The 24,541-nt window shown below is 60.3% G+C and carries 18 protein-coding genes; 12 read left to right on the top strand and 6 right to left on the bottom strand.

Annotation, left to right across the window (positions count from 1 at the left end; genetic code table 11):
* The 3 genes from ACZ6WW_RS16090 to ACZ6WW_RS16080 are packed head-to-tail and all read left to right on the top strand — an operon-like array spanning position 1 to position 7,864.
* Positions 1-3,108: an efflux RND transporter permease subunit gene (locus ACZ6WW_RS16090; RefSeq protein ID WP_465275092.1), complete on the top strand. Its 3,108-nt coding sequence runs from the start codon at positions 1-3 to the stop codon at positions 3,106-3,108.
* Positions 3,105-6,413, top strand: coding sequence for an efflux RND transporter permease subunit (locus ACZ6WW_RS16085; RefSeq protein WP_465275091.1), 3,309 nt, complete (start codon positions 3,105-3,107; stop codon positions 6,411-6,413). Before ACZ6WW_RS16090 ends, ACZ6WW_RS16085 begins: the two co-directional genes overlap by 4 nt.
* Complete coding sequence (locus ACZ6WW_RS16080) at positions 6,410-7,864, top strand: efflux transporter outer membrane subunit (protein ID WP_465275090.1); 1,455 nt, start codon at positions 6,410-6,412, stop codon at positions 7,862-7,864. The genes ACZ6WW_RS16085 and ACZ6WW_RS16080 overlap by 4 nt, the downstream gene beginning before the upstream one ends.
* 84 nt (positions 7,865-7,948) lie before the next feature.
* Here ACZ6WW_RS16080 and ACZ6WW_RS16075 read toward each other — a convergent pair whose 3' ends face one another.
* Together ACZ6WW_RS16075 and ACZ6WW_RS16070 are read right to left on the bottom strand one after the other, a co-directional pair.
* On the bottom strand, positions 7,949-8,902 hold the full coding sequence (locus tag ACZ6WW_RS16075; RefSeq protein ID WP_465275089.1) for an alpha/beta hydrolase: 954 nt from the start codon (positions 8,900-8,902) through the stop codon (positions 7,949-7,951).
* A gap of 80 nt (positions 8,903-8,982) precedes the next feature.
* A complete protein-coding gene (locus ACZ6WW_RS16070; protein WP_465275088.1) occupies positions 8,983-9,996 on the bottom strand; it encodes an AraC family transcriptional regulator in 1,014 nt (337 codons plus the stop codon).
* A 54-nt stretch (positions 9,997-10,050) separates the two neighbouring features.
* Between ACZ6WW_RS16070 and ACZ6WW_RS16065 the strand changes: the two genes are divergently transcribed.
* Positions 10,051-11,253 (top strand): MFS transporter, encoded by a 1,203-nt coding sequence (locus tag ACZ6WW_RS16065; protein WP_465275087.1) that lies wholly within the window; start codon positions 10,051-10,053, stop codon positions 11,251-11,253.
* A gap of 52 nt (positions 11,254-11,305) precedes the next feature.
* Here ACZ6WW_RS16065 and ACZ6WW_RS16060 read toward each other — a convergent pair whose 3' ends face one another.
* Complete coding sequence (locus tag ACZ6WW_RS16060) at positions 11,306-12,064, bottom strand: NAD-dependent epimerase/dehydratase family protein (RefSeq protein ID WP_465275086.1); 759 nt, start codon at positions 12,062-12,064, stop codon at positions 11,306-11,308.
* 432 nt (positions 12,065-12,496) lie between these two features.
* Here ACZ6WW_RS16060 and ACZ6WW_RS16055 point away from each other — a divergent pair, with 432 nt between their 5' ends.
* On the top strand, positions 12,497-13,609 hold the full coding sequence (locus ACZ6WW_RS16055; RefSeq protein WP_465275085.1) for a hypothetical protein: 1,113 nt from the start codon (positions 12,497-12,499) through the stop codon (positions 13,607-13,609).
* A 25-nt stretch (positions 13,610-13,634) separates the two neighbouring features.
* Positions 13,635-13,961 (top strand): ubiquitin family protein, encoded by a 327-nt coding sequence (locus tag ACZ6WW_RS16050; protein WP_281849187.1) that lies wholly within the window; start codon positions 13,635-13,637, stop codon positions 13,959-13,961.
* A 77-nt stretch (positions 13,962-14,038) separates the two neighbouring features.
* Here the strand turns inward: ACZ6WW_RS16050 and ACZ6WW_RS16045 are convergent, their stop codons facing one another.
* Positions 14,039-14,710: a YceI family protein gene (locus ACZ6WW_RS16045; RefSeq protein WP_465275084.1), complete on the bottom strand. Its 672-nt coding sequence runs from the start codon at positions 14,708-14,710 to the stop codon at positions 14,039-14,041.
* Positions 14,711-14,938: 228 nt separating this feature from the next.
* Between ACZ6WW_RS16045 and ACZ6WW_RS16040 the strand changes: the two genes are divergently transcribed.
* Positions 14,939-15,877: a winged helix-turn-helix domain-containing protein gene (locus tag ACZ6WW_RS16040; RefSeq protein WP_465275083.1), complete on the top strand. Its 939-nt coding sequence runs from the start codon at positions 14,939-14,941 to the stop codon at positions 15,875-15,877.
* A gap of 246 nt (positions 15,878-16,123) precedes the next feature.
* On the opposite strand, the gene ACZ6WW_RS16035 is transcribed toward ACZ6WW_RS16040, so the two are convergent.
* A complete protein-coding gene (locus tag ACZ6WW_RS16035) occupies positions 16,124-16,984 on the bottom strand; it encodes a hypothetical protein (RefSeq protein WP_465275082.1) in 861 nt (286 codons plus the stop codon).
* A gap of 322 nt (positions 16,985-17,306) precedes the next feature.
* Between ACZ6WW_RS16035 and ACZ6WW_RS16030 the strand changes: the two genes are divergently transcribed.
* On the top strand, positions 17,307-18,776 hold the full coding sequence (locus ACZ6WW_RS16030) for a GGDEF domain-containing protein (protein ID WP_465275081.1): 1,470 nt from the start codon (positions 17,307-17,309) through the stop codon (positions 18,774-18,776).
* Here ACZ6WW_RS16030 and ACZ6WW_RS16025 read toward each other — a convergent pair.
* Positions 18,773-20,512, bottom strand: a complete 1,740-nt coding sequence (locus ACZ6WW_RS16025; protein WP_465275080.1) for a methyl-accepting chemotaxis protein — start codon at positions 20,510-20,512, stop codon at positions 18,773-18,775. The genes ACZ6WW_RS16030 and ACZ6WW_RS16025 overlap by 4 nt on opposite strands.
* Before the next feature lie 140 nt (positions 20,513-20,652).
* Between ACZ6WW_RS16025 and ACZ6WW_RS16020 the strand changes: the two genes are divergently transcribed.
* The 4 genes from ACZ6WW_RS16020 to ACZ6WW_RS16005 all read left to right on the top strand — a co-directional run bounded on the left by ACZ6WW_RS16020 (position 20,653) and on the right by ACZ6WW_RS16005 (position 24,537).
* Positions 20,653-21,147 carry a MarR family winged helix-turn-helix transcriptional regulator gene (locus ACZ6WW_RS16020; protein WP_465275079.1) on the top strand — a complete coding sequence of 165 codons (495 nt, stop codon included), beginning with the start codon at positions 20,653-20,655 and terminating at the stop codon, positions 21,145-21,147.
* A gap of 13 nt (positions 21,148-21,160) precedes the next feature.
* Positions 21,161-22,444 (top strand): MFS transporter, encoded by a 1,284-nt coding sequence (locus tag ACZ6WW_RS16015; RefSeq protein WP_465275078.1) that lies wholly within the window; start codon positions 21,161-21,163, stop codon positions 22,442-22,444.
* A 54-nt stretch (positions 22,445-22,498) separates the two neighbouring features.
* Positions 22,499-23,191: a YoaK family protein gene (locus ACZ6WW_RS16010; RefSeq protein ID WP_465275077.1), complete on the top strand. Its 693-nt coding sequence runs from the start codon at positions 22,499-22,501 to the stop codon at positions 23,189-23,191.
* Between the two features lie 77 nt (positions 23,192-23,268).
* Positions 23,269-24,537, top strand: coding sequence for an MFS transporter (locus ACZ6WW_RS16005; RefSeq protein WP_465275076.1), 1,269 nt, complete (start codon positions 23,269-23,271; stop codon positions 24,535-24,537).
* The last annotated feature ends 4 nt before the right edge of the window (positions 24,538-24,541 follow it).

The raw sequence follows: 24,541 nt of genomic DNA, 5'->3' as shown, positions 1-24,541 counted from the left end.
ATGAACATCTCCCGCTTGTTCGTACTCAGGCCGGTGGCGACGGCGTTGCTGATGATTGCGCTGGTGCTGGTCGGCCTCGTCGCCGTGCGCTTCCTGCCGGTGTCGTCGTTGCCTGCGGTCGACTACCCGACCATCCAGGTGCAGACCTTCTACCCTGGTGCCAGCCCTTCGGTGATGGCCACCACCGTGACAGCGCCGCTGGAAGTGCAGCTGGGCGAAATACCCGGCTTGCAGCAGATGACCTCGAACAGCTCCGCCGGGGCATCGGTCATTACCTTGCAGTTCGACCTCTCGCTCAACCTCGACGTTGCCCAGCAGAACGTCCAGGAAGCGATCAACGCAGCCAATAGCCTGCTACCCACCGGCCTGCCAGCGCCGCCGACCTACGCCAAGATCAATCCGGCCGATCAACCCATCCTGACGCTGGCGGTAACCTCCAAGTCGATGTCGCTGCCGCAATTGCAGGACGTTGCCAATAATCGCCTTGGCTCGAAGATCGCCGAAGTGCCGGGTGTCGGCCTGGTCATTCCTGCTGGCGGCAACGTGCCGGCGATACGCGTCGAGGCGGATCCGCAGAAGCTTGCCGGTTACGGACTGAGCATCGACGACCTGCGTTCGCTGATCGCGAACGTCAACGTCAGCCAGCCCAAGGGCAATTTCGACGGACCCAAGCTCGATTACACCATCAACGGCAACGACCAGATCCAGAATCCGCAGGATTACCTCAATACGGTGGTGTCCTATCAAAACGGCGCGCCGGTGTATCTGCGCGACGTGGCGCGGGTCACGCAATCGGCGCAGAACACCGAGCAGGGTGCCTGGTACAACGGCACCCAGGCGATCGTGCTTAATGTGCAGCGCCAACCCGGCGCGAACGTGATCGCCACGGTCGATCAGATCAAGCAGAAACTGCCGCAACTGGAATCCACGCTGCCGGCTGGCATGAAGGTCGAGATCGTCTCCGATAGCACCGGCGTCATCCGCTCGTCGGTATCGGATGCGGCGTTCGAACTGGGTCTGGCCATCGTGCTGGTCGTGCTGGTGATCTTTGTATTCCTGCGCAATTTGCCGGCAACGATCATCCCGAGCATTTCCGTGCCGGTGTCCTTGGTCGGCACCCTGGCGGTGATGTACCAGCTGGGTTACTCGATCGACAACCTTTCGCTGATGGCGCTGATCATCGCCACGGGCTTCGTGGTCGACGATTCGATCGTGATGATCGAAAACATCGTGCGTTATCTGGAAGAGGGCAAGACACCGCTGGAAGCGGCGCTTGAAGGTGCGGGACAGATCGGCTTTACCATCGTATCGCTGACCGTATCGCTGATCGCGGTACTGATCCCGCTGCTTTTCATGGGCGGCGTGATCGGTCGTCTGTTCAGCGAATTCGCCGTGACGCTCGCCGTTACCATCGTGCTCTCCGGCGTGGTCTCGCTGACCCTGGTGCCCATGCTTTGCGCGCGTCTTCTGCGTGCGCAGGCCGATCGGCATCCGAGTCGTTTCGAGCGGATCAGCGAGGGCTTGTTCGACAAGACCCTGGCAGCCTACGAGCGTGGGTTGCGCTTCGTGATGGCGCGGCAGACGCTGACCCTGCTGGTTTTCCTTGGCACGGTAGCCCTGACCGTGATTCTTTACATCACGATCCCCAAGGGCTTGTTTCCGACCCAGGATGTGGGCGTGATCCAGGGCATCAGCGTGGCCGACAACTCGGTATCGTACAAGGCGATGGTGGAGCGTCAATCCGCCTTGGCCGAGGCCATTCTCAAGGATTCGAATGTCACCGGCCTGACCTCGTATGTGGGTATCGACGGGACCAATACGACGCTCAATAACGGCCGCTTCCTGATCAACCTGAAGGAGCGCGACGATCGCTCATTGACCGCCGCGGAGGTTGCCAGAAATCTGCAGAAGGAAGTGGCGGATGTTCCCGGCATCAAGCTGTACCTGCAGCCCGAACAGGATCTCACGCTCGATACCACCGTATCGCCGAACCAGTACCAGTTCGTTCTGAGAGGGCCGTCGCAGCAGGCGTTCATGCAATACGTGCCGGCCTTGCTCGAGCGGATGAAGAAGATCTCCTCGATCACCGATGTCACCAGCGATCTGAACAACGACGGCCTGAGCGTCAACGTCGAGGTGAATCGCCAGCTCGCCGCACGCTATGGCATTACCGCGGCCACCATCGACAACGCGCTCTACGATGCCCTGGGGCAGCGCATCGTATCGACGATCTTCGAGCAGTCCAGCCAGTACCGCGTGATCCTGGTCGCCAAGCCCGAAAGCCTGCCCACGCTGGAATCGCTGGGCGATATCTATCTGCCCAGCCAGACCGGCAGCAGCGGCCAGGTGCCGTTGAAAGGCATCGCCAAGATATCGATTACCAAGTCGCCCCTGGTGATCAGCCACCTGGCGCAGTTCCCCGCGATCACGATTTCCTTCAACCTGGCCAAGGGCGCTTCGCTCAGCAAGGCTGTCGAAGAAGTGAACCAGGCGGAGCAGGCGATACATCTGCCTTCGTCGATTACCTCGTCGTTCCAGGGTGCGGCGCAGGCCTTCCAGGATTCGTTGTCCAGCGAGGTATACCTGCTGATCGCCGCACTGATCGCGGTCTATATCGTGCTCGGCGTGCTGTACGAAAGCTTTATCCATCCGATCACCATTCTGTCGACCTTGCCCTCGGCCGGTATCGGTGCCTTGCTGGCACTGATGGTCGCCGGTAGCGACCTGGATGTGATTGGCATTATCGGTATCGTGCTGCTGATCGGTATCGTCAAGAAGAACGCGATCATGATCGTGGACTTCGCGCTCGAAGCCGAACGAGAGCATGGCAAGCCGCCGGAGGAGGCGGTCTTCGAAGCCTCGTTGCTGCGTTTCCGCCCGATCCTGATGACCACGCTGGCGGCGATGCTCGGCGCCTTGCCGATGCTGCTGGGCACCGGTACCGGCTCGGAGTTGCGCCGGCCGTTGGGCCTGGCCATCATCGGCGGTCTGGCGCTTAGCCAGGTGCTGACGCTGTTCACCACACCGGTGATCTATCTGTTCTTCGATCGGCTCGCGCAGCGTTTTGGACGCAAGCGCGCCGATCCGGCTATCGAGCACGTGCCGTGAGTATCCCCGGGCTATTTATCCGGCGACCGGTCGCGACTACCTTGCTGGCGGTCGCGATCCTGTTGTCCGGCTTGCTGGCGTATTTCAAGTTGCCGGTCGCACCGCTGCCGAACATCACCTTCCCGGTGATCGTGGTGCAGGCGAGCATGGCCGGCGCAAGTCCGGACATCATGGCGTCCACGGTAGCCGCGCCGCTCGAACGGCGCCTGGGCGCGATTGCCGATGTGTCGGAGCTGACCTCCACCAGCTCCGTCGGTTCGGCGCAGATCGTTATCCAGTTTGGTTTGAGCCGCGACATCAACGGTGCGGCCCGTGACGTGCAGGCGGCGATCCAGGCCGCGCGCGCGGATCTGCCGTCCACCTTGCGCAACAACCCGACGTATCGCGAATTCAACCCAGCCGACTCGCCGATCATGGTGTTGGCGCTCACCTCGCCGACATTGACGCGCGCGCAGCTTTACGATTCGGCGAACTCGGTCATCCAGCAGCAGCTTTCGCAGGTCAATGGGGTAGGGCAGATCACGCTCGGTGGCAGTGCCCTGCCGTCGGTGCGCGTGGAGTTGCAGCCCGATCAGCTCAACAGCTATGGCATCGGCCTGGAAGATGTGCGTGCCGCGATCAGCTCGGCCAATGCCAATAGCGCCAAGGGACATATCGACCAGGGCGACCAGCGTTACGAGGTGACCTCCAACGACCAGATCAACAAGGCCGCGCCTTATCGCGACCTGGTCGTGGCCTATCGAAACAACGCGCCGGTATTCCTGCGTGACGTTGCCGATGTGCAGGACTCGGCGGAGAACATCCGCAATGCGGGTTTGTACAACGGCAAGGACGCGGTGCTGGTCATCGTCTATCCGCTGCCGGGCGGCAATATCGTCAAGACGGTGGCGCAGATACGCAAAGTACTGCCGTCGATCGAGGCGACCTTGCCCAGCAGCATCCATATCGGCGTGGCGCTCGACCGCTCCCAGTCGGTCAATGCGGCGGTGAACGACACCGAACGCACTTTGTTTATCGCCGTGCTGCTGGTGATCGGCGTGGTCTTCGTGTTCCTGCAATCGCCCCGGGCGATTCTTGTACCGGCCGTTGCGTTGCCCTTGTCGATCGTCGGTACCTTCGGTCCGATGTACCTGCTCGGTTACAGCCTGGACAATCTCTCGCTGATGGCCTTGACCATCGGCACCGGCTTCGTGGTCGACGATGCGGTGGTGGTGCTTGAAAATATCGTGCGACATGTCGAGAAGGGCATGGACGTGCGCGAAGCGGCCCTGGTAGGTAGCGCCGAGGTCAGTTTCACTGTGATCTCGATGAGCCTTTCGCTGATCGCCGTGTTTCTGCCGATTCTGCTGATGCCCGGCGTCGTCGGCCTGCTGTTTCACGAGTTTGCGGTGACGTTGTCGATCGCGATCCTGTTCTCGCTGGTGATCTCGCTGACCGTCACGCCGACGATGGCGGCGTATGTGCTCAACCACAAGAACTCGCTGCATTCCGAATCCCGCTGGGCGGTCTGGTACGAGCGGCAGTTCGAGCGCTTCAAGAACGCGTATTCCCGCTCGCTCGATAGCGTGCTCGATCATGCTCTGCTGGTCGGGTTGCTGCTCGTCGGCTTGATTGTTGCCAATGTCCTGCTGATCAAGCTGGTGCCGTCGACCTTTTTCCCCGAGCAGGACAACGGCATCCTGCAAGGCCAGATCATTGCCGATCAGAGCATCTCGTTTCAGTCGATGGAACAGAAGCTCGCGCAGTTGCAGGCGATCGTGCAAAAGGACCCGGCGGTGGCTTCGGTGGCCGGATTTACCGGTGGTCGGGCGCTCAATTCAGCCAATGTGTTTATCGAACTGAAACCGTTGGCCGAACGCCATATCTCCGCGGCGCAGGTAGTCGACCGTCTCAGGCCCAAGCTTGGCGGTGTGTCGGGCGCGCGATTGTTCCTGCAGGCGGCGCAGGATCTGCGTATTGGTGGCCGTTCGTCGGCCGCCGAGTACCAATACACCTTGACCAGTGACGACCCGACCGCGTTGTTTACCTGGGTGCCCAAGCTCGTCGCTGCGCTCGGCAAGCAACGCGGCCAGATGCAGGACGTCAATTCGGATCTGCAGCAGAACGGTCTGCAGATCTACATCAATATCGATCGCGCCGCGGCGGCGCGTTACGGCTTTGCACCCAACCAGATCGACAGCGTGCTTTACGATGCCTTTGGCCAGCGCACCGTGTCGACGGTCTACAACCAGCTCAACCAGTACTACGTGGTGATGGAAGTTGCGCCCAAGTATTGGCAGTACCCGCAGATGCTCGATCGTATGCGCTTCAGTACCGCGGCGGGCAATGCGAGCGGAACCCAGCAGACGCAGATGTCCAGCGCCTTGGTGAAGGGGGTGACCGCGCCTTCAGTGGTGAGCGGTACGCAAGGTGCGTCGACCTCGACCAACGCGCGTAACGCCGATGCGGAAGCAAACCAGCTGACCAATGCCATCTCCAATGCCAAAGGCGGCAGTTCCAGCGGCAGTGCGGACAGCACGGCGGCCGAAACGCTGGTGCCGTTCCCGGCGCTGGCAAGCTATGTCAGCAACCACACCGCCACCCAGGTCAGCCACCAGGATGGTCTGGTCGCTGCCACGATCTCGTTCAATCTGCCGCCGGGTGGCTCGTTGAGCCAGGCCTCCGCGACCATCGATCAGGTGTCGCAGGACCTGGGCCTGCCCGCGTCGATCCATGGCAGCTTTGCCGGTGCCGCGCAGGTTTATGGACAGTCGATGTCGACCATGCCGCTGCTGATTCTTGCAGCGCTCGCAGCCGTCTATATCGTGCTGGGCATGCTTTACGAGAACACGATCCATCCGATCACGATTCTTTCCACGCTACCGTCGGCGGGTATCGGTGCGACCTTGGCACTGCTGATTTTCGGTACGCCGTTTTCGGTCATCGCCATGATCGGCATCATTCTGTTGATCGGTATCGTCAAGAAAAACGCGATCATGATGATCGACGTCGCCATTCATCTGCAGCGCGATGAAGGGCTGGAGCCGCGGCAGGCGATTCATGACGCGGCGGTGGTACGCCTTCGCCCCATCATGATGACTACCGCGGCGGCCGTGCTCGGCGCGGTGCCGTTGGCGATCGGTATCGGACAAGGCGCATCGCTGCGCCAACCCTTGGGTATCACCGTCATGGGCGGCCTGATATTCAGTCAAGTCTTCACCCTGTACACGACGCCGGTGATCTATCTCTATCTGGACCGCTTGCGCGCCCGGATCGCAAGATGGTCGGCCAGCTTGCCGTGGAACAGATTGGATGCAAACGCATGAACATGAAACCTTCCCGCACCGCTTTAACCGTGTCCCTGGCATTGCTGCTCGGCGGCTGCATGGTCGGCCCCGACTATCAGCGTCCCCAGGTAAGTGTGCCGGCTACGTACAAAGAACTGCCCGGTTGGCAGGCGGCTTCCCCGGAGGCGGCCGATGCGCCCAAGGGCAACTGGTGGGCCGGTTTCCACGATCCGTTGCTCGACCGTCTCGAACCGATGGTCTCGGTGTCCAACCAGACCGTGCGCCAGAGTTACGCCAATTACCAGGAGGCGTTGGCCGAGGTGCAGGTCGCGCGCAGCTCCCTGTTTCCCACCATTGGCATTTCGGGCTCGGGAACCCGGCAGCGCAGCGCGAGCAGCAACTTCGGCAATAGCACGACAGCCTCCAGGGGCGTGGTGAACTCCGGTTCGTTGGAGGGCAATGTCAGTTGGGCGCCCGATCTGTGGGGCAAGGTTCGCCGCACGATCGAAGAGAACAAGGCGACCGCCGAAGCGAGCCAGGCGACCTTGGCCAATGCGACGCTGTCGGAGCAAACCGCATTGGCCACCGCGGTCATCGACCTACGCGTGGCGGATGCCAATATCGATCTGCTGCAGAAGACGGTCGACGCATACAAGGAGTTTCTGCGTGTCGTGGCCAACCAGGGCTCGGCGGGTATTACGCCGCCGTCGGATGTGATCGCCGCGCGTACGCAACTGGAAAACGCGCAGTCGAGTTTGATCGCGCTGGGCGTGTCGCGTGCGAAAGACGCTCATGCTATTGCCGTATTGGTCGGCAAGAATCCGGAAGAGCTGGATCTGCCGCACGATGCGACGATACCGACCTTGCCGTCGATTCCTGCAGGCGTACCGTCGACGCTACTGCAGCGCCGCCCGGATATCGCCGTGGCCGAGCGCCAGATGGCCGCGCAGAATGCGGCGATCGGTATCGCCATCGCCGCGTACTATCCGGACCTGTCATTGACGGGCGCCGACGGCTTTTCGCAATCGCCGCTGGCCGGCTTGCTGCATGTCGCCAATCATGTGTGGTCGCTGGGTGCCGATGTCAGCGAGACCGTGTTTGATGGTGGCGCTCGCCATGGGCAGGTCGCCGCTGCCAAAGCAGCTTACGAGGCAGCCGTTGCCAATTATCGAGGTACGGTGCTGACGGCATTTCAGAACGTAGAGGACGATCTGTCCGGTCTGCGTATCCTTGCGCAGCAGGCCGAGGTGCTGGACGCGGCGGTGAACGACGCGAAGCGCGGCTCGGAGATTGCGTTCAACGAATATCAGGCAGGCACTGTCGACTACACCACGGCGGCGACGGCTCAGACGACTTATCTCAATACGCAGCAGTCGGCGTTGAGCGTGCAGCAGCAGCGTTTGCTCGACGCGGTGTCGTTGATTGGCGATCTGGGTGGTACGCCGGATAATGACTCTGCTGACGCGAAAACTGCGGCGGCTGGGCGTTGAAAGAGCCCCCCTCACCCCAGCCCTCTCCCTCGGCGAGCCAGGGGAGAGGGGTCACACTGAGGCGAGTTTGAATCTTGCGCGCTTTTAGCTCCCTCTCCCCTGGCTCTGCCGGAGGAGAGGGTTGGGGTGAGGGGGCGCAAGAGGCGATGCGAAGCGAGCCTTCTGCAGTGTGGTCTCCAGAAAATCCCCCACCCGTTGACGATACGCATCACCCGCATAGCGATATAGATCGACATGACGCGCACCGGGAACAATCCATAGCCGGCTTCCTGTACCCGCTGCGGCATACATGGCACGTGACTCGTCGAGTCGTGTATGTCTATCCGCATCGCCGGCAATCAGCAGCATGGGCGCAGTGATATCTCCGATATGATCTATCGGGCGCAGCCGTTCCGGATCGATCGCCAGCATCGCGTGCATGGTGATAAGAAATGGCTGGGTCAGCCATGGACCTGCCAGTCCCACATGCAAGGAAAGACGATCTCGCAAGGCATCCTGGATCGTCGGATAGACCTGCTCGAGCACGATGGCATCGACCTGCAAGGTGGGTTCGGCTAACAACACCGCTGCACCGCCCATGGACGTCGCAATGATGCCGATGCGTTCCCCCGGCACCTTTAGCCTGAGCCAGTCAAGCGCCGCGCCGGCATCGCGCGATTCGCGGTAGCCGAACGTAACGGCATTTCCCTCGCTTTCTCCAGCGGCTTGAAAATCGATAAGCAAGACCGAATAACCCAGATCATGCAGCCAACGTGCACGCGGCAACATCGCCAAACGGTTGGCATGCACGCCGTGCAGGAGAAGGACGGCGCCATGGCGGGGCAGGCCGGGTATGAACCAGCCGCGTATCCGGTTGCCCGATGCGCTGGCGAAACGCACCGCCGTTGCGGATAGGTCGGCTGGAGGAGAGTCCATTTCCTGATGGGCGGGCAGGACGAGCAACTTGCCGACAAAGGCCATCGTGTCGACGCTGGCGCTAGCGAGTACAAGCAGTGCCGCGGCAATGGTGAGCAGGGTGCGATACGGAGTCACTGACATAGCTCCTGACCGAGCCTGTCATCGTTGCCAGTAACCATGGCCAGGATCGGGCAGGTCAGGGCGTTTGTCGGGGCGCGTTTTTAATCCACAGAATGCGCTTGTGTACGCAACGCCCCTGGTGGCTGCCCAACGATGCGTTTGAACGCGCGACTGAAGGCGGCAAGCGAGCCATAACCCAGCCGGAACGCCACGGTTTCGATCGACTGACGGTCGTGACTGATCCATTGGGCAGCCAGACGCATGCGCAACTCGGTCAGATAGCGAACGGGGGTCATGCCGGTGACGGCGAGAAAACGTTCGGCAAACACCGAGCGGGAACTGCCCATTTCCGCGGCGAGTTCTGCAACCGTCCAGTTCTTGCCGGGATCGCGGTGCAGCGCCAGGATCACCTTGCCCAGTTTGGGATCGCGCAATGCTTCTACCCACCCGGTCGCGTCGCCGCATCCGCACTCGACCCAGCCGCGCACGATGAATGCGGAGACGACATCGGCAAGTCGAGCGAGAATCCCAGCAAAACCCGCACGCTTCGTTTGCGACTCACGCTCCATCGCATCGAGCATGGTCCGAAGTTCTGGATACCGTTCCAGCAGCGTGCCGACCAGCATCACTTCGGGCATGGAGTTGACCAGCAACTGCATGCCACCCAGATCGAACTCCATGCATCCGCTGAAGATCAGCGCGCCGGTGCATGCGGATGCGTCGTTTGCATTGGGCTTGACGGCGCACACCGTGGCGCACAGGTCGGTGGTCTCGAAGTCAGCGATGTCCTGGCAGGGAATGTCCGGCGTCGACAGCAGCGCATGCGCGCCACCTTGCGGTAGTAACGCAGCGTCTCCTGTTTCCAGGCGATAGAGCGTTCCGCTGGTGCCGCGCAAAAAGACCGGCCCTTTACCGATGAAATGAAACTGCGCTCGGCCCGGTGCCTTGCCAAAACCGAGGCCAAACGGGGCCACCGCCTCGATCCGCTTGTACTGCACACCGACCAGCCGCATGCCCAGCAGCAGCTCGCTGGCCAGATCGTGTGTATCGGCTGGCTGGGGTAGGGGTGTGGACATGTCCGGACGAATAATCAAGAAGTACGGATTGTATATCATAGACCGTCCGGCTGGCGGCCTTTAGGCTAGCCTTTTGAAAGGGAAATGCCGCGAATGAATGCGTGTCTGCAAGTCGACGTGACCCCGCCGGTAGAGCAGAAGCCTGCGTGGGGCGCGGTTTTCTCGCTGTCGCTGGGTGTCTTTGGGTTGGTCACGGCGGAATTTCTGCCTGCGAGCCTGTTGACGCCGATGGCCTCGACCCTGGGCGTGACCGAGGGCCTGGCAGGCCAGGCGGTAACGGCCACTGCCGCCGTTGCGATGGTGACCAGCCTGTTGATTGCGACGATCACGCGAAATATCGACCGGCGTTGGGTCTTGCTGGCGTTCTCGGTGTTGCTGATCGTGTCGAATGTGTTGGTGGCTTTCGCCCCGAACCTGCCGACCATTCTGATCGGACGCGTATTGCTTGGTATCGCGATCGGCGGGTTCTGGACCATGTCCGCCGCAACCGCGATGCGCCTGGTGCCCGAAGCGATGGTGCCGCGCGCGTTGTCGATCATGTTCAGCGGCGTGTCCCTGGCAACCATCGCTGCCGCGCCACTTGGCAGCTACCTGGGCGGCATCATCGGTTGGCGTCATGTGTTTCTGTGGGCAGTGGTGCTGGGTGCGCTGGCGCTGGTCTGGCAGCTTGTGACTCTGCCCAGAATGGCGCCAAGCGGCACTACGCGCCTGGGCACGTTGATCGACGTGTTGAAGCGGCCAGGGATGGGCCGGGGCATGATTGCCTGCACCCTGGTATTTACCGGCCACTTCGCCTTCTTTACGTATCTGCGTCCGTTTCTGGAAGGTGTCACCGGTGTCGGCGTGAACGGTCTTTCGGCCATCCTGCTCGGCTTCGGTGTGGCCAATTTCCTGGGCACCTCGCTCGCGGGTCTGATGCTCGAGCGCAACTTGCGTCTCACCTTGATGTTCATGCCATTGCTGATGGCATTGATCGGTTTTGGCCTGGTGGTGCTCGGGCGGGTGCCGGTTCTGCACGCGGTGTTGGTATCTCTCTGGGGGATGGCGTTCGGTGCGGTACCGGTGGCCTGGTCCACCTGGATTACGCGCACCGTGCCCGATGAAGCGGAAAGCGGCGGCGGCCTGATCGTTGCGGCGGTCCAACTGGCGATCACGATGGGTGCGGCTGCCGGTGGCGCGATCTTCGACGTAAGCGGTGCCAAGGGTGTGTTCAGCGCAAGCGCGGCGGTGCTTTTTGCGGCCGCCTTGATCATTGCGCTGAATTTCCGCACGCGACCGGCGCTGGCGACGCCGTAAAGCGCGTGATGGAACCGAGTGCCGAAACATCGGTACTCGTTTCCGCCCGCTATTACCCGATCTGCGCGTGAACCGATGGCATCCAGCCGAGCTGTTGCCGTGCCTTGTCGGTCCTGAGCAGCATGTTGTCGCTGGCGATGTTGTAGATGCCGGGTTGCCCCCGTTCCACGGCAAGCGCTGCTGCATGCGCTGCGTCGTCCACGTGCAGTGGCATGCTCTTGCCTTCGGGCGTATCGCTGCCGGTGCCGGGTCCCCACAACTGTCCATAGCGAAGCACCAGGCCATCGATGCCCGCCTCGCCGAGCACGGCGCGTTCGAGCGCGATGACTCCGCCGACGCTGATCGCGCGCAGGCCTTGTGCGTTTTCTTCCAGGGGATTGTCTTCGCCGAACGGCTCGCTGCCCGGTGCGTAGGCCCACGCAATGCTCTGCGCCACGATGCGATGCGCGCCACCGGCTTGCGCCGCCGCCACCAGGTTGGCGGTTCCTTCCGAGCGGATCCGAGCATTGCGGCGCACGCCTTCTTCCATGCGGCTCGCATCGAGGGCACGCGGCAGATCGGTCAATTGATGCACGACGACATCGGGGCGAATAGCTGCAACAGCGTCCCTCAAGGCTGCCGTGTCAAAAACGTCCACGACTACCGGTGTCGCACCGGCATGCGTGAGCAGGTCGACCTTTTTACCCGGTGTGCGGGTGGTGCCAAAAACACGGTGTCCGCGTGCCACCAGCAGGGGCAGCAGGCGCGAGCCGATAACGCCGGTGGCGCCGGCGACAAGAATGGTCAACGGTAATGCGGTTGTCTGTGTCATCTGAGTGGCCTCGGTAAGCTGGGGGCACATCCAGGACGCCCGAATCGGGCTGCGTGTGACCGGTCTTCGAGCCGTTGGTGGCGTGGATTATTAAATGCGCTAATTAGCGATTAATTTCCTAATTATTATCGATTGAGTCTCATAATCATTATGTGATTACTGTTTTCACGCGCGCTCTACTTTTGCTAAAGCCGATTATCGAAAGTATCCGCGCGGCGAACCGGTCCCGATCGATCGAGGATCGGGTCGCCATGGGAGTGCGGGGACGACCTTCAAGCTGGTGCTTGCCTAGTGCGCCGACGCGTTGTCGACGTCATCCATGCGGATGGCGCAGGCGTGGGCGTGTCCGCGGCTTGGGGTTTGGGCGATCGATGTGTATATCGAGCGGTCCCTAAGGGTCGATCGATTCTTTCCTATATCTGGGACATGACGATGAAATCTCGACTGATATGGTGCTTCGTTTGTGCCACTGGCCTCACGGGCAGCGCGTTGGCGGCCCCGCTGACGTCAGGAACCTTGCTGAGCGTGGATCAAACGGCGGGAGCCTCACACCTGGGGCAATTGTTTACGGTAAATCAGAGTACGGGGCAGCGTGTTGTTTTCAGCGATTTCAATAGTGCAACGCAAGGCGTGCTGGGCGTCGATCCGAATGCGGTTGGCTGGAAGCCACCGGGGTTGCTGGGCCTGATTCCGGGCGAAGTGTTGGTGACCGATGGAAGTGGCGGAACTAACGAACAGGGCGCGCTTTATACGATCGACCCATCGACCGGGCAGAGGACGTTGTTCAGCGATTTCGGCAACAGTGCTCAAGGCCCGCTGGGTCTTTACCCCCAAAGTCTGCTGGTCGTGCCTGGCTTGTTGGGCCTTTGGAGTGGCGTTCTTGTATGCGATCCCTTCGCCGGTACCAATGGACAGGGTGCCATTTTTTCCATCGATGGCAGCGGCAATCGATCGACCGTGATCGATTTTGGCGACACCAACGGCCCGCAAGGTGTTTACCCGGACAGCATGGCGCTGTATCCGGGCTTGCTTGGGCTGGTGGGCAATACGGTGCTGGTCAGCGATGGTAGCGCGGGCACCAACCAGCATGGCGCGTTGTTCAAGGTCGACCCCGTGGCAAAGACACGGTCAGTGTTGAGCGATTTTGGTGATAGCAGCGAAGGCTGGGTGGATTCCAATCCATTGAGCACGCCGGTCAGCGTGTTGGTTACACCGGGCAACACCATTTATGTGCTTGTCGATGAAGCCGGTACGAATGGGGAGGGCGCTTTGGTGAAGGTGGATGCCGCTACGGGTTTTCGCACCCTGATCAGCGATTTTGGCAATGCCGCTCAGGGTGCGCTCGGCGCAAATATCAATGCCTTGGTATGGCTGCCCAATATCGGTGGCATTGGAGTTTCCGATAGCTACGCCGGTACGAGCGGCAATGGAGCGGTATTCCTGGTCAATCCGTCTACAGGCTCGCGAACGACGTTGAGTGACTTTGGCAATACGGCGCAAGGGCCATTGGGTGCCGAACCGACCGGGCTGGCGCTTACTCAGTAAATAACCCTCCCACTGAGGATCCATCATGAAGACGACCAACAAACGCAGCACATGCCTGTCGGCGCTTTTGCTGGCTTTTCTCGTCCTGGGTGGTGCAGTGTTCGCCCCGGCAGCCATGGCGATGCAGGTCTTTGTCAAGACGCTCACGGGTAAGACGATCACTTTGGAAGTGGAATCTTCCGACACCATCGAGAACGTCAAGTCCAAGATCCAGGACAAGGAAGGGATTCCACCGGATCAGCAGCGCCTTATTTTTGCCGGCAAGCAACTGGAGGATGGGCGAACCCTTTCCGACTACAACGTCCAGAAGGAATCGACATTCCATCTCGTGCTCAGGTTGCGCGGAGGCTGATACCAGAAGGGCTGTGGCATCTGCATGCATGGTGGCAGCGCCTTTATGAGGCGCTGCCATTTCTTGCCGGTCAACGGTTAGTTGCGCGCCGCCGATTCGGCATCGGCGGCTTTTTTCGCCGCGGCCCTGGCATCTTCGGCGGCCGCGTCGGCATCCGCCTTGAGCTGCTTCACATAGCCCTTGGCTTCATCGGCCTGGCAGGTGATATGGATGTTTACTTCGTCGCTGACCTGGGGCACGAAGGCGCCGAGGCCGAAATCGGAGCGCTTCAGCGTCGTCGTCGCCTCGAACCCGATGGAGGGGAGGTGGCTGCGAATATTGGTACCGACCTTGTTGACGGTCACGTCCAGGGTCACCGGCTTGGTCACACCGCGTAGGGTGAGGTTGCCGGTCACCTTGAGTTTGTCCGGTGCGTTCCCTCGCTCGACCTTGGTGCTGCGGAAGGTCGCCGTCGGGTATTTCGCGGTATCGAAGAAATCGACTGTGCGAAAGTTTTCGTCGAGATCGGGCACGCCGCTGCTGAAATGGGCGAGCTCGACCGTCACCGCCACGGTGGAACGGGTTGGGTCGGCCTGATCGAAATCCAGCGTGCCCTGCGCCATGGTGAACTGCGCGGTGGGATTGGAGAAGCCCAGGTGGTTCCAGCGAACGACGCCCTGGCTGTGCTGCGACTCCAGAATATAGGTGGTGGCATGCAACGGGACGCTTGCAAAAGCCAGGACGGTGGCGAGGGCGATAGAACGAATCATGCAACAGACTCCTTGGGTTCCGCCGCCGGCACCCTGCCAGCGCGGTTGCCGCCAATGTGCTCGGGTGTGAAGCGCGAAGTCCTGAAATGCGCCTGAAATCCTCTGAAGATCTCTGAATTGGCGTTATTGCCGGCCTGTTGCTTTCATTCGGCCTGGACGCTTGCCCACCCAGGGGCTTGCTGCCACCATCGCTTGGCCGCCGGTTCACGGCTATAAACCATGGCTTGTATGTCGTCTGGTTCGGAATCCTTGTCCAAGACCACGTTGCGTATTGGCGACTGGTCGGTCAGTCCCCTGGTAGGGCAGATGACACGCGGCAGCGAAACCGTCCGGGTGGAAGCGCGCACGATGCGCTTGCTGTTGTGCCTGGCCGAAAACGCCGGAGAAGTCGTCAGCATCGACGATCTGCTCGATCAGGTATGGCAGGGGGTCATCGTTACCCCCGATTCGGTCTATCAGGCCGTGACGGCGTTGCGTCGCCTGTTGGGGGACGACCCCAAGCAACCGGCTTACATCGCTACCGTTCCGCGACGTGGTTACCGCATGGTTGCCACGGTCGCTGCCGGCGAAGATTCGGTGATGCTGCCGATCCCATCGCAGGTTGCGGCCAATGACGAATTTGACATGCGAGCGGATGCTGCGCCAAAGAGAGCCAGCCGTTCTCTCTATCTTTGGTGTGGTTTGCTAGCCGGCGCGATCGTGCTTGGCGGGCTGGCTTCGTATCTGTTGCTTCGCCATGCCCATGCACCCCAGGTTGCCGCGGTCGTGGCCGCTCCCAATCCCCGTTCCATTGCGGTACTTCCGTTCCTCGATTTGACCGATACCATGAACGAGGAGCCGTTTGCCGACGGCATGACCGAAGAACTGATCGGCAGGTTGAGTCAACTGCACGACTTGCACGTGGCATCTCCCACGTCGTCGTTCTATTTCAAGGACAAGCAGGTCACGGTAGGGCAGGTCGCCAGGTCGTTGAATGTCGCCTACGTGCTCGATGGCAGCGTCCGGAAATCCGGAAACACGCTGCGTGTGGCGGCGCGACTGGTTCGCGCCAATGACGGCTTCGTCGCCTGGTCGGAAACCTATGATCGCACCTGGGACGACAAATTGATGATCCAGGACGATATTGCCAGCGAAGTGAGCAAGGCGCTGAAAGTGTCGATCCGTTGATGTTTCAAATCTTGCGGGAACGACAATGCTTTGTCGTGACTTCAGGGCGCCTCTAAAGACCTATCCTATTCGTCATCCCGGCGCAGGCCGGGATCCACTCCTCAGTGGCCGCATGTAAGACAGCTTGTGGCAAGCATCTGCGCTGAGGAATGGATTCCGGCCTGCGCCGGAATGACAAATAGGAGGCGTGTTTTTTTTGGGGCTGAAGTCGTTTCCACAGAAACTCAGCTGCATTTTCAAGCCGGATTACTTAAGCGTCTTGGCGCCACCACGTTGCGCAAACGGTGCCAGCGTGCCTGCATTCTTGACGAAGACGTCGGTGAAACTGCGCGCCGCCGTATCGGCATTGCCTTTAACGTGATCCAGCGCCGTGTGCACCTGCTTGCCGCCACCGCCGCTGAGTTCGCGGCCGCGCTCGGCCAGCATCAGGCTTCCCATCTTGTACGCCCATTTCATGCCGCGCTGGGTCAGGCCTGCCTGACCGAAGGCGGCGTGTGCCTGGTCGGGCTTCCCGGCGATCAGGTGCTGGAGGCCGTCGGCGACATGTCCGCGTCGTTCGTCTTCCGGCTTTTTTGAGTTCCAATAGACCTTCTTGCTGTCCTTGGCGTTTTTCGGGCTCGCCAGTCGCTTGTCGAGTGACTGTGCGAGGTCCGGATAGTCATAGACCTTGCTCTTGCTGTTGTTCCAGACGGCGGCGATATCGTTACCCACATGCAGCGAATGCGCGCCGATCTGTTTGCCGGGATATTCGATCTTGCGGTTGACCTCGGCCACCTTCAGGCGCGCCTCGTCGATGGTGCCACCGGCATCGCGTTGTTTGCGTATCTCCTTGGAGGTCTTGAGAATCGCGCCCAGCTCCTTGCCGAGCTTGTTGAACTTCAACGGTTGGAAGGCGAGTACATCGTTGAGCGTACGACCGCCGGGAATGCCGACACCGCCATGCATATTGATCGTCGGCTGCGCGTTGCCGAGATCGATCGTCGCGCGATAAGCCTCGTTGCTGATCGGTGGGCCGTTGATACGTCCCGAGCGGCGCGGTGGGTAAGGGGCCGCCGAGGAGGCTCTTTCCCGGCGTCGTTCTGCAGCGAGTGATTCCGCCTTCGGCATGACAGTTCCCCTGGAGTCCCCTGGTAGGGACGCTAAATGTCGGAAGGGGTCAGGTCAAGCCGAATCGTACTAATCAGGTCACATAATCACGCAAGGGCTTTTATCTCGTTATTCGATAATGCCTTGGGGCTACGGGGGTAATCCGGTACCCCGGCAAGTCGGACGCAGGATATCTCGCCCTCGAGCGGACCGAGAGCGCGGTAGTTCACACTAAGTCGCCGTTTCTTATGGCCTTCTTTACCCTGGTGTCGGAGTGATGATTCTTGTGTATCGGCGCCGCAGTCGCGTATGGTGGCTTTGAACGCAACCCGAGGGAGGGAGCGTGCCGGTATTATTTTCGCTGCTCTATTTGATGTGCCATGCCTTGGCAATCATGATCTTTGCCCGCCAGGCAATGATCATCTCTTTTGCTTTTCTCGTTGCCGCTCCGGTGATCGCCGCAGGCGTATGTTTTTGGCGAGCGGGCAAAGTCGGTTTTTCGCTGACCAAGGGCTGGTCCGCCCTGGGCCTGGGCGTGCTGTTGTGGGCAGCCGGCATGGCGCTGAACATGCGCCAGGAAGTCTTTCTGCAGAATCTCAATTCGACACCCGGCGACAGCATGCTGCTGTACGTGCTCTATGGTGTCCCGTTGACGTTTGCCATTGCCAGCACCGACGAAAACATCTGGTACGTACGCTTGATCGACGGTGTGTTGGCGGCGGTACTTGGTTACCTGTATTTCGTGCACACGTTCTCGCTCGCCACGGCGCAGGGAGCCACTGCGTACGGTTTGGCGAATCTACGCATGATGTTCGATCTGGAGAACATCTTTATCGTGTTGTTTTCGTTGATTCGGTACGTGACCAGCACCGTGCCGTACAAGCGGCAGTTTTTCCGGGTGCTGGCGATTTTCTCGCTCGTTTATCTGCTGACGGCGTCTTACATCAATCATGTACAACCGGAAGATACCGACTTCGGCGGCTTGTCCGATCTGATCATCGACATTCCTTTTCTTGTGCTGATCATGGCTACTTCGATCGGTGCCGGTTCGGCTTTTCGTATCAAGGCATCGCGGCGTATTTCACTGGTGGTGCATGCCGGTAGCCCGCTGGTGATGCCGGTGACCTTGTTGCTGGTATCGGGTTTTGTCGTGCGCTCGCATCTGGCACTCGGGATAACCGGGTTTGTCATCGCCACGCTCGGATACGGCTTGCGCAGTGTGCTGATACAGGTGCGAGCTTATGAGGAGCGTGACCGGTTCAATGAACTTGCCCGTGTCGACGAACTTACCGGTGTGTCCAATCGCCGCCAGTTCGACGAAACGCTGGCGACGGAATGGTGGCGACTCAGGCGTTCGGGCGAAAGCGTGGCGATATTCATGCTCGATATCGACCATTTCAAGTTGCTCAACGACATGCTCGGTCATCAGATGGGAGACGACCGGCTACGTACGGTTGCGCGGACCGTTGCCGGATGTACATTGCGTTCATCCGATCTGGTTGCCCGATATGGCGGTGAAGAATTTGCTGTGTTGTTGCCGGCCGTATCGCTGCAAGAAGCGCTCGAGGTAGCTGAGACCATGCGCGCCGCAGTGGAGGCGCTGCGCATGGAAGCGCCTGGTCCGACCGGGATAGTGACGATCAGCGTGGGTGTAGGCTTTCTCGATCGCGTGACCGAGAGTGAGCCGGCCTCACTGATGTCGACCGCGGACGAAGCGCTCTATCAAGCCAAGCACCGCGGTCGAAACCGGGTTGTGTACCACGGTGCGCTTGATCTTTCGGATATCGCCGGCGGTCGTAGCTTCACTCGTTAGAATTCTTGCCAGGCCGTCGATTCGGCGGCCACAGCCATGACAGGACGAGAGGAAGGCCGGCGGGCAGGGGGCGCCGTCCTGCCAGCCGGCTGGCGAGCCGGCATGTCAGCTGTCGACGCGGCATCGCCCGCAAAGGTGAAGAACGCGACCTGTCGCATCAGCTCTTCGGCCAGATCGAGTGCTTGCCGGCTTGCTGCACTGGTTTCCTCGACAAGAGCGGCGTTTTGCTGGGTGACTTCATCCAACGCGGCAACGGCATGATTGACCTGTTCGATGCCTGCCGATTGTTGGGTGGATGCGGCGGCAATTTCATTGACGATACCCGATACCTGCACCGCGCCCGATTCCATCTGTGCCAGCGCGGCTCCCGTTCGTTGTACCAGTACCGAGCCGTTGGCAACGCGCTCCGTCGTCTCGGAAATCAGCGCCTTGATATCTTTCGCGGCGGTCGCGCTTCGCTGTGCGAGCGATCGTACCTCGGCGGCTACGACAGCAAAGCCTCTGCCATTCTCGCCGGCTCTTGCCGCTTCCACGGCGGCGTTGAGGGCCAGCAGATTGGTCTGGAAGGCGATTTCATCGATCAGTACCGCAATCTCGGAAATATCCCGGCTTGCGTCGGTAATCCTGGCCATGGCCTCGACGGCCTCCAGTGCGACTTTCCTGGTCGACAGGGCGTCGTCGCGCAGAGACGAGGTCAGCGTCTGCGCGTGACCGGCGCCTTCGGCGTTCTGACGAACGGTAGCGGTCATCTCTTCCATGGATGCCGCCGTTTCCTCAAGCGAGGAGGCTTGCTCCTGGGTCCGCGAGGACAGGTCGTCGGTTCCTGCCGAAATGTCGCGAGCCGAATGAGTGACCTGGTCCGCGTTGTCTCGAACTTTTCGTACGATGTCCGCCAGCTGCCGATCCATGGCGCCGAGCGAGCGTAGCGTGTCGCTCAGCTCGTCGCGACCGTCGACGTGCAAGGCATGGTTGAGCTCGCCCTTGCTGATGCGTTCGGCCAGCGCCCTTGCTTTCAAGAGGGGGCGCATGATCGAGCGGGACAGAAAGAAGCCGGCGACCATCAGGGCGATAGCGCCTAAGGCGATCGCGATGACAACGGCTATCTGCGTTTGTGCCTCGATGCGTTGTGAAGCATCAAAAGACTGTGTCGCCTGCTTCTCGTTGATCTCCACGATGGCTTCGATGTCCTTGCCTTCCTGAGCATAAGCCGGGCCGAGCGTATCCAGCATGAGTTGCTTGGCCTGGTCGTGCTTACCGGCAACCATAAGCGCTTCCGCCTGAGCCACAAGGTTGCGCGCGGCTGTGCGGGAGGCGATGAAGCGTTCAGCCGCCGCCTTTTCATCGCTGGAAGAGATCTGCGCTGGATAATATTGATTCCACAGATCGTCCATTTTCTTGATGTTTACCGCAGCATTGGCTTGCTCGCTTTTCAACGCTTCAGGCGTGCCCTGTATGAGCGCGCGATTGAGCAACGTCCGATTTTCGTTGAACAAGCCACGGACGCCGGTCACCTCGACAATCGGCTGTAGTGCCGTGTTGTAAAGCGAGGCGAACTGGTCGCCGGTTTCTCGAAGCGCCAGCAGGCCGCCGGAACCCACCGCCAGCGCCACCACGACCGCCATCGAGATGATCAGAGTGATTTTGGTTCGTACGTTCATGTGTGTTCCGGGTACAGATATTAGGAGATCGTTATTTCGGCGGATAAGACGCGGACTTGAGTGCCGAACTCGCATCATGGATCGCGCCGCTGTTTTACATCGGCCTTTGAGGCGACCCGATGCCGTGAGTGCTATGCGTATCGTAAATTGTTACGTCAAGTCCGGCGTCAGTCCCGCGAAAGGCCGTCGCTGCATTGATAAATTTATGAAGGTTAACTTTGAAGTTAAACTTCATATATGGCATCATCTACGACATGGCCGAATTACCCGCCGATGCACGTACACAACAAACCGCCGCTCTCGCGGCAGAGCTGCGAGTCGTTGCCGGGCAGCTCAAGCGTCGCCTGCGTCAACAAGCGCATTTCAGCGATCTCACCTCGTCACAGTTGGCGACACTGACCCGGCTGGAGCGGGACGGTGCATCGACCGTAACGGCGCTTGCGCGTGCGGAAAGCATGCGTCCGCAATCGATGGGCGCCAATGTGGCTGCACTTGAAGCCGTGGGCCTGGTCAGCGGTACACCAGACCCCAACGACGGTCGACAGACGTTGTGGTCGATTACGCCGGCGTGCCGCAAACGGATCAAAGAAGGGCGCGCGGCCAGGGAAGACTGGTTGTTTCGCGCTATTCAACAAGAGTTTTCACACGCGGAGCTGGCGAAACTCGAACTCGCCGTTGCCTTGCTCAAGCGCCTGGTCGAGCACGAACCATGAACTACATCATCGAATGAAAGGCACCTTCCGCTCACTGCGCATTTTCAATTACCGGGTATGGGCGAGTGGGGCGATCGTGTCCAATATCGGCACGTGGATGCAGCGCACCGCACAGGACTGGATCGTGCTGACCCAGTTGACGCGACACAACGCTACGGCGGTAGGCGTGGTGATGGCGCTGCAGTTCGGCCCGCAGTTGCTGCTGTTGCCGTTGACCGGATTTGCCGCCGATCATATGGACCGACGCAAGCTGGTGTTCATCACGCAGGCGACCATGGGCATGCTCGCGCTGGGGTTGGGCCTGTTGACCGTATTTGGCCTGGTCCGGCTTTGGCAAGTCGATGTGTTCGCGTTTGCGCTGGGTTGCGCGTCCGCCTTCGATGCACCTGCGCGCCAGACGTTCGTATCCGAACTCGTCACAGAGGACGATCTGGGCAACGCAGTAGGGCTGAACTCCACGTCGTTCAATGCCGCACGCATGATCGGACCGGCGATAGCCGGTGTGCTGATTGCGGCGATAGGGTCGGGCTGGGTGTTTCTGATCAATGCGGCAACGTTCGGCGCTGTGTTGTATTCGCTGAGTTTGCTGCGCCTGGACGAGTTGCATCCGCACCAGCGGGCGACCCGTACGCGCGGCAGCCTGGTGGAAGGGTTTCGCTATGTCTGGCGCCGGCCGGATCTGAAGGCGATCCTGCTGATGCTGTTCCTGGTCGGTACGTTCGGACTCAACTTTCCGATTTTCATCTCGACCATGTCCGTCAGTGTTTTTCATGGGGGTGCCGATCAATACGGCCTGCTGACCTCGACCATGGCCATCGGCTCGGTTACCGGCGCGCTGCTTGCGGCGATGCGCGGGAGGCCGCACTTCGTGTTGTTGATGGGCTCGGCAGGCTTGTTTGGCATTGGCCTGATCATGGCTGCCGTCATGCCGAATGCGATGGGGTTTGGCGTGGCACTGATCGTTATCGGCGTGGCGGCGCAGACATTCACCACGTCGACCAATAGCCTGATGCAGTTGACCACCGAGCCGATGATGCGGGGTCGCGTGGTGGCGATCTTTCTCGCCATTGCCATGGGAGGGACCCCACTTGGTGCGCCGATCGTCGGTTGGGTCGCCGATACGTTCGGTCCGCGTTGGGCACTATCCGTAGGCGCCGCGGCCGGTATCGGAGCGGTCATGGTGGCAGTGCATTATCTGGCCAAATACCATCGCCTGCGTGTCATTTGGGACCATGGCCGGTTTCGCCTTAGCATGGACGATCCCGAAGCGGTCGTGGCGGTGCGTTCAAGACCGTAGGCCATATCTTGTGGTAATTAGCCGGGTGTCGAATCGAATGCCGTGCGGTGACCCATGACTACCCGATCCTCGCTGCCTCTCGTTCTCAGCGTCAACGCCGGCTTCGTCGATACCGCGGGCTTTCTGGCGTTGCATGGTCTGTTTACCGCGCATGTGACGGGAAACTTCGTCACCATCGGCGCATCGCTGGTCACGGGCACGTCCGGCATCATCACCAAGCTACTGGCGTTACCGATGTTCTGCCTGGTGATCGTGCTGGTTCGGCAGCTTCACTATTGGCTGGTCGAACAAAAATGGCCGATCGTGCGGACGCTCCTGCTGATCAAGCTGTCGCTGCTCATTTTTGCCGCGGCCTGCGCGGTTCACTTCGGGCCCTTCGAGCGCAGCGACACGCTGTATGGCGCCGTTACCGGCCTTTCCCTGGTCGCCGCCATGTCGATCCAGAACGCCTTGCATCGGGTGCATATGGGAACGACGCCACCGTCGACCATGATGACCGGGACCACGACGCAGATCATGCTGGATGTGGCCGACTGGTTGCGCAAACCGGCGCCTGGCGAAAGTCGCGTGGTTGGTCCGAAGCTTGTGCCGATGCTGCAGGCAGTCTGTGCATTCGCGATCGGCTGCGCCGGTGGGGCATGCAGTTATGCGGCCTGGTCGATGTGGTGTTTTGCGATACCGCCGATGATTGCGCTGGTCGCCTTTTTTCTTCGCGATCCGAGCCTGGATGTATCGCCGGCCAAATAAGTCGATAACAAAGCTTTCGACAGATCGGCGAATCGAGAATAATGGGTCTTTGCTGACGTTGGCTTCGCCCACTCCCCATGACATCCATCAGGCTCCGCCTCTTTGCCGTCTTTGCGGCCGGCTATTTCGTCTCGTTCCTGTTTCGTGGCGTCAATCTCGGTTTTGCCCCTTTTCTGACCAGGGAGCTTGGCTTTTCTGCCAGCGATCTGGGCACGCTGACCAGCATGTACTTTCTCGGCTTTGCCGGGGCGCAAATTCCGGCGGGTGTGTTGCTCGATCACTACGGCCCGCGTCGTGTCACATCGTGCGTCATGTTGCTGGCGGCGGCTGGCATCTTTTTGTTCGGCAGCGCCAGCAGCCTGGGCGTCATGATGATCGGCCGTCTGTTGATCGGCGTCGGCGTGTCAGTCTGCTTAGGTGGTGCATTCAAGGCCACGGCGCAGTACTTTCCGGTGACTCAGCTGACCCTGATCAATGGTCTGGTAATGGCGGTTGGTGGGCTCGGCGGAGTGGCAGTCGGCGCACCACTGACATGGCTGCTTACGGTTACCAGCTGGCGGTCGGTGTGCATGGGGCTGGCTGGATTGACCACGATCGTCGCCACATTGATCTGGTTGTTCGCGCCGGCACCGCGCGATACGCATCAACAACCGAGTGTGCTGGAACAATTCAAGGGAACTTGGCATATCCTCAGCAGCCGCGCATTCTGGAAACTGGCTGCGTTTTCCGGCATCAATCAGGGCGTGTTCTACGCGATGCAGTCGCTATGGGTCGGCGCGTTTCTGCATGATGCATTGCCGGCTGCTCCCGATAGCGGTGCGCGAGTTGCCACGATGGTGTCGGTACTCGGTGCCGCGTTCATTGCCGGCAATATCGCTTTTGGCGCGCTGGCACGCACGCTCGAAAAGCGCGGGGTGTCGGTTTACCTGTCGTCAGGTATCACGATGATGTTGTTTGTCGTCGTGCAGGCTCTGATCGCAGCACGTGTGCCTTTACCCGAGCCGGTGCTGTGGTCAGCCTACGGTGCTTTGGGTGGCACCGGGATATTGACCTATGCCGTGCTTGCGCATTATTTCCCGGTACGTTTTATCGGCCGGGTCAATACCACATTCACCCTGGTGATTTTCCTGCTGATATTTCTGTTTCAGATCGGCATAGGTCGTGTGCTGGGGCATTGGCCGGCCAGCGAAGGCCATTACCCGTTAGTGGCACATCAAACCGTCTGGGCTGGCCTGGTCGTGCTTCAGTTGCTGGCGGCTATCTGGTATTTCCTGCCGGGACCGCATCCGGGCTCGCACAAGCGAGCTGTTCCAGACAGCCTCACAGATGCTAACGTAAGGGAATAGACAC

This window comes from Dyella sp. NPDC103356, from assembly GCF_055584465.1.
Note: the sequence above shows the minus strand (reverse complement) of the source record. Positions and strands in the feature narration are given on the sequence as shown.